General features: G+C 65.2%; 10 protein-coding genes. 8 read left to right on the forward strand and 2 right to left on the reverse strand.

Annotated elements, in window-relative coordinates; genetic code table 11:
• The first annotated feature begins 303 nt into the window (after window positions 1-303).
• The 4 genes from Q8Q80_RS04760 to Q8Q80_RS04775 all read left to right on the forward strand — a co-directional run bounded on the left by Q8Q80_RS04760 (window position 304) and on the right by Q8Q80_RS04775 (window position 3,491).
• Window positions 304-693, forward strand: coding sequence for a cytochrome c (locus tag Q8Q80_RS04760; RefSeq protein WP_305631823.1), 390 nt, complete (start codon window positions 304-306; stop codon window positions 691-693).
• A 127-nt stretch (window positions 694-820) separates the two neighbouring features.
• Window positions 821-1,690: a quinoprotein dehydrogenase-associated putative ABC transporter substrate-binding protein gene (locus Q8Q80_RS04765; RefSeq protein WP_305631824.1), complete on the forward strand. Its 870-nt coding sequence runs from the start codon at window positions 821-823 to the stop codon at window positions 1,688-1,690.
• A gap of 14 nt (window positions 1,691-1,704) precedes the next feature.
• Window positions 1,705-2,754: a trypsin-like peptidase domain-containing protein gene (locus tag Q8Q80_RS04770; protein ID WP_305631825.1), complete on the forward strand. Its 1,050-nt coding sequence runs from the start codon at window positions 1,705-1,707 to the stop codon at window positions 2,752-2,754.
• 53 nt (window positions 2,755-2,807) lie between these two features.
• Window positions 2,808-3,491: a hypothetical protein gene (locus tag Q8Q80_RS04775; protein ID WP_305631826.1), complete on the forward strand. Its 684-nt coding sequence runs from the start codon at window positions 2,808-2,810 to the stop codon at window positions 3,489-3,491.
• 27 nt (window positions 3,492-3,518) lie between these two features.
• On the opposite strand, the gene Q8Q80_RS04780 is transcribed toward Q8Q80_RS04775, so the two are convergent.
• Together Q8Q80_RS04780 and Q8Q80_RS04785 are read right to left on the reverse strand one after the other, a co-directional pair.
• Entirely contained in the window at window positions 3,519-5,603 is a 2,085-nt protein-coding gene (locus Q8Q80_RS04780) for a bifunctional diguanylate cyclase/phosphodiesterase (RefSeq protein WP_305631827.1), read from the reverse strand.
• Complete coding sequence (locus tag Q8Q80_RS04785) at window positions 5,600-6,028, reverse strand: Hpt domain-containing protein (protein ID WP_305631828.1); 429 nt, start codon at window positions 6,026-6,028, stop codon at window positions 5,600-5,602. Before Q8Q80_RS04785 ends, Q8Q80_RS04780 begins: the two co-directional genes overlap by 4 nt.
• Window positions 6,029-6,230: 202 nt before the next feature.
• Between Q8Q80_RS04785 and Q8Q80_RS04790 the strand changes: the two genes are divergently transcribed.
• From Q8Q80_RS04790 to Q8Q80_RS04805, 4 genes are read left to right on the forward strand one after another with little or no spacing between them, the layout of a single operon-like run.
• Window positions 6,231-8,306 carry a M3 family metallopeptidase gene (locus Q8Q80_RS04790; RefSeq protein WP_305631829.1) on the forward strand — a complete coding sequence of 692 codons (2,076 nt, stop codon included), beginning with the start codon at window positions 6,231-6,233 and terminating at the stop codon, window positions 8,304-8,306.
• Between the two features lie 38 nt (window positions 8,307-8,344).
• A complete protein-coding gene (locus tag Q8Q80_RS04795) occupies window positions 8,345-8,920 on the forward strand; it encodes a glutaredoxin family protein (RefSeq protein WP_305631830.1) in 576 nt (191 codons plus the stop codon).
• 11 nt (window positions 8,921-8,931) lie between these two features.
• The gene (gene xth, locus Q8Q80_RS04800) at window positions 8,932-9,690 is read left to right on the forward strand and encodes an exodeoxyribonuclease III (RefSeq protein WP_305631831.1); all 759 of its coding nucleotides are present in this window, start codon (window positions 8,932-8,934) and stop codon (window positions 9,688-9,690) included.
• Window positions 9,687-10,364, forward strand: coding sequence for a Crp/Fnr family transcriptional regulator (locus Q8Q80_RS04805; protein ID WP_305631832.1), 678 nt, complete (start codon window positions 9,687-9,689; stop codon window positions 10,362-10,364). The genes xth and Q8Q80_RS04805 overlap by 4 nt, the downstream gene beginning before the upstream one ends.
• Window positions 10,365-10,449: the final 85 nt, after the last annotated feature.

The following is a 10,449-nucleotide window of genomic DNA, read 5'->3' on the forward strand; positions in this document are numbered from 1 at the left end:
GTACATCGGTATCCTGTCGGGTATCGGCGGCTGGGCCGGCATCGGCCTCGCAGCCGGTCTCGAAAAGCCGACCGATGGTCTGGGCGCCGTGGGTGGTTACGCCGAACTCTCGAGCTACACCGAGCTGGGCGGCACGATGACTGTCTTCGCACTGCCGTAATCGTGCGTTGAGCGGAAAGCGCAACTGCGCTTTCCGCAAGGTCCCCGGACTGGCACCGTGCGGAAACGCCGGTGCCAGTCTTTTTTTGTCCGCAGAATGCTCCCGACGGGTGTCGCGAGCACCCGGCAAACCAGGGGAGAATGATGAAAAAGCAGTTCAGGCAAGCTGTCATGCTGGCACTGATGACTTCGGCTCACATGGCGACAGCACAGACGACGCCTTATCAGGTGCAAGGCGGCAACAAGGTCGATGACGCCACGCTGGCAGGCTGGCGTGCGTGGCGCAACGCGGCATGCGAACGTTGCCATGGCCCGAATCAGGAGGGCATGGTGGGGCCATCGCTGATCGTCAGCCTCAGGACGCTCGGACGCGACGACTTCAAGGCGGTCGTGACCAGGGGTCGCGTGGACCGCGGCATGCCGAACTTCGATGGTTCAAGGCAGGTCATGGACAATCTCGACGGTCTGTACGCTTACCTGAAAGGTCGTTCCGATGGGGCGATCCGGCCCGGTCGCATCGAAAAGATGGACTGAGCGAAAACAAAACCGCGCGCGTACTGTCTCAAAGGCTCGCGCGTGAGACGCACGGCACAAGAATTCAAGCAGAGCCCGGGCTTCATTGCCCAGCAAGGGTTCATTCATCCGGAGGAGACCTGAAACAATGAAACATTCCCTGATCGCTGCTGCCTTCCTGCTGGGCACCGGACTTGCCGCACCGGCGCTGCAGGCGCAGGAAACCGGCGACGACAAGGTGCTGCGTGTCTGCGCAGACCCGAACAACCTGCCTCTGTCGAACGACAAGGGCGAAGGTTTCGAGAACAAGATTGCCGAGTTGCTGGCCAAGGACATGGGTTACGCACTCGAGTACACCTACTTCCCGCACCGCATGGGTTTCATCCGGATGACCCTGAAGGCCAAGCACGAAAAGCTGGCCGGCCGCTACAAGTGCGACCTCATCATCGGTGTACCGGTCGGCTTCGACATGGGCGCGACGATCAAGCCCTATTTCCGCTCGACCTACGCAATGGTGTTCAAGAAGGGCACCGGGCTGGACGACGTGAAGGTACCGGACGACCTCCTCAAGTTGCCGCCCGAAAAGCTCAAGTCACTGAAGTTCGGCGTGTTTTCGCAGACGCCGCCGGTGGACTGGCTGCTGCGCAACAAGCTGTTCGACCAGGCCATTTCCTATCAGCGCCAGTCCGGCGACCCCGGTGCCTACCCGGGTGAAATCGTCGAGAAAGATCTGGTCGCCGGCAAGGTCGATGTCGCGATGGCGTGGGGTCCGATCGCCGGCTACTTCGGCCGCAACGCAAAGACCGGTGATCTGGTCACCGTCGCCTTCCCGCCCGAGAACACGGTGAAGTTCGACTATGCGATCACGATGGCCGTGCGCTACGGCGAGAAGGACTGGAAGAACAAGATCGAAGAAACCGTTCAACGCAATCTTCCCGGCATCCAGGCCATCCTGACCTCGTACGGCGTTCCGTTGATCGACGAGGCGCAGGCCAGCCACACGGCTGCCGACCGCTGACCATCGCAAGCGCCATGTCGGGCCACCTCCAGCCTGCCGCTGCCTGCCTGCTGACGCTTGCGTTGTGGCCGTTTCCGGCCGCCGCGCTGGACCAGCAGGACATCGCAGCGCTGATCAAGCTGCGACCGAGCGTGTTGAAAGTCGAAGCGTCCGATGACCGGGGCAATGTGTCGGTCGGCACCGGTGTGGCGGTCGGCCCGGGCGTCATCGCTACCGCCTGCCATGTGACCGCCCGCGCAACGACCATCCGTGTGGTCAGCAACGGCGAACGCATGCAGGTGAGCTCGCAGCGTGCGCAGGTCGGGCGCGACCTGTGCCTGCTCGACGTACCCGGCGCCTCCCAGGTGCCGGTGGTCGAGTTGCGCAGCACGCCGCTCAAGCCGGGCGAGGAACTGGTCGCGCTGGGTTACATCCTGGGCGCGGCGCCAAGGGTGAGCAACGGCATGGTGCTGCAGCTGCATCCGCACGACGGCGCGAACGTCATCCAGAGCACCACGCCCTTCACGTCGGGGGCCAGCGGCGGCGGACTGTTCGATCGCGAGCACCGGCTGGTCGGCGTGATGACCTTCAAGTTCCGCAGCGGCACCGACAACCAGTTCTCGTTGCCGGTCGCCTGGATCCGCGAAGGGATGGCGCTGCCTGCCGGCGCCGATGTTGCGCCGTTGAGCGGCCAGGCCTTCTGGAGCGAAAGCGAAGCCGCCCTGCCCGCCTTCCTGCAGACGCTGCGCCTGCAGACCGAAGCACGCTGGGGCGAACTGGAGTCGCGCGCCCGCGGCTGGATCGCCGGCAATTCCGGCAATGCGTCAGCGTGGCATGCGCTCGGTCGTTCGCAGGTCAAGCAGGGGCGCCCGGTGGATGGCATCGCCGCACTGGAGCACGCCAATGCGCTTGACGCCGACAACCCGGTGTTCCTGACCGATCTCGCCACCGCCCAGCTCGGCCAGCGCGACGAAGCGGGCTACGCCCGGACGCGGGCGCGGCTGGCCGGACTGTCACCGGAGGCGCTGAGCCTGCTCGACCAGCGGCTGCAAAGCTGTGCCGTCAAGTCCGACACCGCATGCTGAACACAACCCCGCCGGACTCGAAGAGGTCCGCACATTCATCACGAGGAGTCATCATGATCAATCACATCAAGCTGTACGCGCTGTTGCTGGCTCTGGCCATTGCAGCCGGCAACGCCCACGCCGAGCCGAGCGACGAAATCACCGAAGCCGAAAAGCAGCTGTTCATGAATGACCAGCTGTCGTCACTGAAGGCGCCCACCACGCTGAGTTACACCTTCAAACGCAGCGGCAGTCTGGAAAAGCCGTTCGAAGACAAGGTGGAGGTGCGCATCAGCGAAGAGGCCGGCGCGCGCAAGGTGAATACGGCCTGTCTCAGCGGCACCAACAGGAAGGAAATGCCCGAGGTCGATGGCGGTCTGAGCAATCCCGCGCTGATGTGCTTCCTCGAACGCGACATCGCCGAAATGGAACGACTGACCGGCGGCAAGGCAGCCTACTTCCGCAAGCGCATCCGGCTGGCACTGTCCGAAGGCCCATCGGCCAAGCCGGTCAAGGTGAGCTTCGGCGGCAAGACCGTCGATGCGCGGGAATACCGCATCACGCCCTACAGCAACGATCCGAACAAGCAGAAATTTCCGAAGTATGTCGGCAAGACCTACATCTTCGTTCTGTCCGACGCCGTGCCAGGCGGCATCTACCGGGTCGACAGCCAGATTCCCGATCTGAGCAAGCCGGACGGCAAGGCGCTGCTGATCGAGGACGACATGATGCTGGCCGGCAGCGGCATCAAGGGCTGACACCGTGCGGCGGATCGGGCGACCGCGTCAGCGGGCCGCCTCGATCTGTCGCATGAAATCTTCCGCCGGCAACGGTCGGGAAAACAGATAGCCCTGCATCAGGCCGCATTTGCGCTGCACCAGAAACTGCCGCTGCGCCTCGGTCTCGACCCCCTCGGCGACGACGCGCAGACCCAGCGCATGCGCCATCGCGAGAATGGCATCGACGATGGACGCATCGCTCTCGTCGTCGGGGAGGTCACGCACGAAGCTGCGATCGATCTTCAGCAGATCGATCGGAAACTGCTTCAGCGTCGACAGCGACGAATAGCCGGTGCCGAAATCGTCGATTGACAGCGTCAGGCCGAGCGCCTTCAGCGCGGCCAGTTTGGCCAGCGCACTCTGCGGCTCCTGCATCACCGCGCTTTCGGTCAGTTCCACATGCAGGAAGTGGCTCGACAGGCGGTTCGATTCCAGCGCCTCGACAATCTGCGGCAGCAGGGAGTCGGAACGGAAATTGATCGCGGATAGATTGACCGCAACCGGCACCACCGGCCGGCCCTGATCGCGCCACTGCGCAATCTGCCGGCAGGCTTCCTGCACCACCCATTCACCCAGCGGCACGATGAGACCGGTTTCTTCGGCCACCGGGATGAACTCGACCGGTGAAACCGCGCCGCGCCGCGGGTGATTCCAGCGCAGCAACGCCTCGGCCGACACAATGCGCCCGGTCACTGCATCGACCTGCGGCTGGTAGTGCAGTGAGAACTGCCCACCCTCAAGTGCGTGCGCCATGTCCTGCTCCAGCGACAAGCGCTCTATCGCCCGCTTCTGCATGGCTTCGGTGAAGAATTCGAAGGTATTGCGGCCGCGCTGCTTGGCGGCATACATCGCCATGTCTGCGTGGCGAAGCAGGGTTTCGGCATCGTCGCCATTTTCCGGAAACAGCGCGATGCCGACCGACGCCGTCACCACCAGCTCGACGTGATCAATCTGGATCGGCTGCTCCAGTTCCTGGCAGATACGGGCCGTCACGCGGGCGGCATCTTCGGTGTGCGCCAGATCGGTCAGCAAAACGGTGAATTCGTCACCGCCCAGCCGCGCGACGACTTCGTCCGGCTGCAGGCCTTCGCGCCCGACGAAGTCGGCCGAACGCACCGACCCGAGCAGGCGGCTCGCCACTTCGCGCAGGATCTGGTCGCCCAGCGTGTGGCCAAAGCTGTCGTTGATGCGCTTGAGGCGGTCGAGATCGAGGTAAAGCAAGGCGCAGCGCTTGCCCAGCCGGCGCGAGCGGGCCAGTGCGTGGTCGAGCATTTCGCGGAACATCTGGCGGTTGGCGAGACCGGTCAGGCTGTCGTGGTAGGCGAGAAAGCGGATGCGCTGCTCGGCCTGTTCCCGTTCGGTCACGTCCTGGGTCACGCCTTCGATTCGCACCACGCGGCCGAATTCGTCGCGCACCGGCAACGCCTGTTCGAACAGCGTCGCCAGCGAGCCGTCAGCGCGCTGCACGCGAAAACTCATCTGATAGGGCACACCCTCGCGGGCGCTTTCCATTGAGGCATGCAGATGCTGTCGATCCGGGCTGAGCACGCGCGACAGCAGTCCGAACGGAACCTGCTGGGCCGCCGCGCGCGTATCGCCCCACAGGTCGAGACAGATGGCACTGCGCTCGCAGCGGTCTTCCTCGATATGCCAGATCCAGCTGCCCAGCCGCGCTACGCGCTGTGCCACCGCAAGCCGGCGTTCCGACACTTCGAGTTCCATCACCGTGCTGGCCGCCCGCAGTGCGTAGCGCACGCGATAAACCAGCAGCGTCCAGTTCAGCGGTTTGGTGACGAAATCGGTCGCGCCGAGCGAATAGGCACTGTCGATCGAAACCGTGTCGTCCATGCCGGTCAGCATGATGACCGGCAGGCGCCGGCCGTGAGCCCGCTCGCGGATGCGCCGGCACACCTCGAAGCCGTCCATCCCGCTCATGTTGACGTCGAGCAGCACCAGCGAAAACCCGTGGTGATCGAACAGCTCGAGTGCCTGCTCGCCGCCGGCGGCCTCCATCACTTCGAAGCCGGCGCTGATCAGCGCTTCGGTCGCCATCAGGCGCACCATCACGTCATCGTCGACCAGAAGAATCATGTGCAAAGACCCGGGTCGCCACCGGAGGGGTCGTCCAGCGCGCCGAAAGCGGCCAGTGTCTGCTGCACCGCCTGTTCGAGTCGCAAGCGCAGTTGCCCGTCGAAGGCGATGCGACCGTCACGTGCGGCATTTTCCATGCCGATGGCGAGATTGCTTATATATATGGCACCGAGCGCGCCGCTCGAACTTTTCAGCCGGTGCGCCGCCAGACGCAGCGCGTGGGCGTCACCCGCCGCAGCGGCATCGCGCAGTGCGTCGATGATCGCGGCCGCTTCATTGCGCCACGTCGCCAGCACGCGCGTGCGCAGACCGGCGCGGTTCTCGCGCATGCCGGGAACGCTGAACAGGATGCGCAGGTCGAGCATGGCACCGGCGTCGGGCAAGACGGCGACATCGTCCTGCTGAGGGGGAATCCGCACATTCATCTGACAAACTTTCGATTGCACGCAATTGAGAACGCAGCTTGATTCTGCGCGGCGTGACCCGCACCTGCCAGGGGTGATTTCGCTGTACACCTTCAGTTTTCGGCGGCCCGGGATGCAACTTGAGCCTGTGTCGCCGGGCGCCGGGCTAGAATCGATCTCGACCCGTCATTCAACTGGCTGACCGCAACGCTTCCGGAACCCCATGAACACGAACCCGCTGCTCGATTTTTCCGCCCTGCCCCGTTTCGATCTCATCCAGCCGGAGCACGTCGCGCCGGCCATCACCGACCTGCTGAGCCGCTATCAGGCGCTGATCGACGATCTGATCGCGCGCCCCGAAGCGCCGACCTGGGACGGTTTCGCGGCGCCGATCACCGACATGGGCGAACAACTGGGACGCGCGTGGGGCGTGGTCGGCCACCTGCACGGCGTGAATGACGTACCGGCCTGGCGCGAGGCGTACAACGCATCGCTGCCCGACATCACCCGCTTCTACAGCTCGCTCGGCCAGAACCTCGCGCTGTTCGCGAAGTACCGCGCGCTGCACGATTCACCGGAATACGCCACGCTGTCGCCCGCGCGCCGCCGCATCCTCGACAACGAAGTGCGCGACTTCCGCCTGTCGGGTGCTGAATTGCCCGAAGAACTCAAGCCGCGCTTCAAGGAAATCCAGGAAGAGCTGGCGTCGCTGGCGGCGAAGTTTTCCGAAAACCTGCTCGACGCGACCAATGCCTTCGCCGAATACGTCACCGACGAGGCGCTGCTGGCCGGCCTGCCCGAAGACAGCGTCGAAGCGGCGCGCGAGGCGGCGCAGCGCGACGACCGCGACGGCTGGAAATTCACGCTGCACATGCCGTCCTACCTGCCGGTGATGCAGTACGCCGACAACCGCGACCTGCGCGCGCGCATGTACCGCGCCAACGCGACCCGCGCGTCCGAATTCGGCGATGCGGCGCGCGACAACACCACACTGATCGACCGCATCCTGTCGCTGCGCGCGGAAGAGTCGAAAATGCTCGGCTTCGACAGTTTCGCCGAACTGTCCATGGTGCCCAAGATGGCCGACACGCCGGCCCAGGTCACGGCCTTCCTGCGCGACCTGGGTGCCCGCGCCAAGCCGCACGGCAAACGCGATCTCGACGAGATGCGCGCGTTTGCGCGCAACGAATTCGGCCTCGACGAGCTGCAGTCGTGGGACATGACCTGGGTGTCGGAAAAGCTGCGCAGCCACCGCTACAACTTTTCCGAACACGAGGTGAAGCTGTACTTCCCTGAGCACAAGGTGCTCGAAGGCCTGTTCCGCGTCATCGAAGGCCTGTACGGCGTGACCATCAAGCCCGACACGGCACCGGTCTGGCACCCGGACGTGCGTTTCTTCCGCATCGAACGTGCCGGTGCCGGGGGCGGCGAGCTGGTGGGCCAGCTCTACCTCGACCTGTACGCGCGCGACACCAAGCGCGGTGGCGCCTGGATGGACGAAGCCATCACGCGGCGGCGCGTGGCGTCGGGCGTGCAGACGCCGGTGGCCTACCTGAACTGCAACTTCCCGTCGCCGGTCGGTGAAAAGGATGGCAAGCCGAAGCCCGCCACCTTCACGCACGACGACGTGATCACGCTGTTCCACGAATCGGGTCACGGTCTGCACCACGTGCTGACGCGGGTCGATGACCTCGCGGTGTCCGGCATCCACGGCGTCGAATGGGACGCGGTCGAACTGCCGAGCCAGTTCATGGAGAATTTCTGCTGGGAATGGGACGTGCTCAGCGGCATGACCGCGCATGTCGACACCGGCGAGCCGCTGCCGCGCACGCTGTTCGACAAGATGATTGCCGCGAAGAATTTCCAGAGCGGCCTGCAGACCCTGCGTCAGGTCGAGTTTTCGCTGTTCGATCTGCGCCTGCACCATGAATTCGTGCCGGGCGGCGAACAGACCATGCTGCAGCTGCTCGACGAGGTGCGCGACGAAATCGCCGTTGTGCGCCCACCGGCCTGGAACCGTTTCCCGCACAGTTTCAGCCACATCTTCGCCGGCGGCTACGCCGCGGGCTACTACAGCTACAAGTGGGCCGAGGTGCTGTCGGCCGACGCCTTTGAAGCGTTCGAAGAGGCGCGCGAGCAGTCCGGCAGCGTACTCGACACCGAGACCGGTCGCCGCTTCTGGAACGAAATCCTTGCTGTGGGTGGTTCGCGCCCGGCGCTCGAATCGTTCAAGGCCTTCCGCGGCCGCGAACCGCGCCCCGACGCACTGCTGCGCCACAGCGGCATGGTGGCGGCCTGATTGTCGCCGCGCCAGCCGATCCAACAGGGAGCTTATCGATGACGAATCTGCGCCTGCTGCTTTGCGTGTCGATCGCCGGCACATTGCTCGCCAGCCCGGTCTGGGCACAGACCTACAAGTGGAAGGACGCCCAGGGCAACACCCACTACATCGGCACCCCGCCGCCGCCTGACGCCCGCTCGGTCAGCGAGAAGAAGCTGCAGCCCAGCGTGGTCGAACAGGGCGCGAGCTACGCCGAGCGTGAAGCGACGCGCACGGCACCGGTCACGCTGTGGCTCGGCAATGAATGCGATGCGCTGTGCGAATCGGCGCTCGCCTTCCTGAAGAACCGCGGCATCGCCTACACCGAACAGCGCATCATCACCGACGAGCAGAAACAAGCCTTCGTGAAGCGCTTCAACCTGCAGGAAGCGCGCGTGCCAGCGATCAACGCCGGCAAGGACCACCTGATCGGCTTCAGCGCCAGCGCCTGGACGACGCTGCTGAACCGCGCCGGCTACCCGGCCAAGGGCACGGCCAGGGTCGCGCCCAAGGCAGCGGCCGCGGGCGCCGCCCCGACCGCGGGTGAGGCCGCACCAGCCGACCAGGGCAACTGGCAGCCCGCCACCGAATGACGGAGACCGGTGTGAAGATCGCCTGCTGGAACGTCAATTCGCTGAAAGTCCGCCTGCCCCACCTCACCGACTGGCTCGCCGCCGAGCAGCCCGACGTGGTGTGTCTGCAGGAAACCAAGACCGAAGACGCCACCTACCCGCGCGCCGAGCTGGAGGCGGTCGGCTATCACAGCGCGATCAGCGGCCAGAAGACCTACAACGGTGTGGCCATCCTCACGAAGCAGCCGGCGGAAGACGTGCAGGCGGGCATCCCCGGCTTCGACGACGAACAGCGGCGCGTCATCGCGGCCACCGTCGGCGGCGTGCGCGTCGTGTGCGCCTACTTCCCGAACGGCCAGGCCGTGGGTTCCGAGAAGTTCGAATACAAGATGCGCTGGCTCGCTGCGCTCACCGCATGGCTGCGCGACGAGCTGACCCGCCACCCGCAACTCGCCCTGCTCGGCGACTACAACATCGCACCCGAGCCGCGCGACGCCCACCCGGACTGGAAGGACGAAATCCACGTGTCGCCGCAGGAGCGCGCCGCCTTCGCCGGCCTGCAGGCACTCGGCCTCAGCGACGCCTTCCGCCTGTTCGATCAGCCGGAAAAGAGCTGGTCCTGGTGGGACTACCGCGCCGGCGCCTTCCGCCGCAACTTCGGCCTGCGCATCGACCACATCCTGCTGTCAGCTCCGCTGGCCGCCCGCTGCACCGCCTGCGTCGTCGACAAGGGCCCGCGCAAGCTGGAGCGCCCGTCCGACCACGCGCCGGTCATCGCCACGCTGTCGTGAACACGCCCGCACCCGGCACCGCCGTCGGCGCACTGACCGCGCTCTATCCGCTGCTGTCCGGCCTGTCGGCCGCGGCGCGCCAGCGCATCGAAACCGAAGGCCGGCTGCTCGACGTGCCGGCCGGCACCCGCCTGTTCGACGAGCACCAGCCGTGCACCGGCTTTCCGTTCGTACTGTCGGGTCAGGTGAAGGTGGCCAAGGCCTCGGCCAGCGGGCGCGAACTGCCGCTGTACCGCGTGCATGCGGGTGAAACCTGCGTGATTTCCAGCGCATGCCTGCTCGGCCACAGCGACTACAACGCCTACGGCGTCGCCGAAACGCCACTCAAGCTGCTGGTGTTGCCGGCCGGCCTGTTCGAAGCACTGCTGGCTGAACCCGACTTCCGACGCTTCGTGTTCGGCCTGTTTTCCGAACGCGTCGCCGACCTGATGCAACTGGTCGAAGCCATCGCCTTCCACCGCCTCGACCAGCGCCTCGCCAGCCTGCTGCTCGGCCACGGCAAGACGCTGCACACCACCCACCAGCAACTGGCCGACGAACTCGGCAGCGTGCGCGAAATCGTCACCCGCCTGCTGAAGAGTTTTGCTGATCAGGGGCTGGTGTCACTGGGGCGGAATCAGATCGACATCCTTGACGCTGCAGGGCTGCGGGGGATTGCTGCGGAGAAGAAGTGAATGAAGGACCGGCGGGCTCTACGTCATGTATTCAACGTCCCTTGTGGGATATCAAGCTCATCCCATAGGGGCGGCAAACCAAGGC

Source organism: Methyloversatilis sp., assembly GCF_030698125.1.
Taxonomy (GTDB): Bacteria; Pseudomonadota; Gammaproteobacteria; order Burkholderiales; family Rhodocyclaceae; genus Methyloversatilis.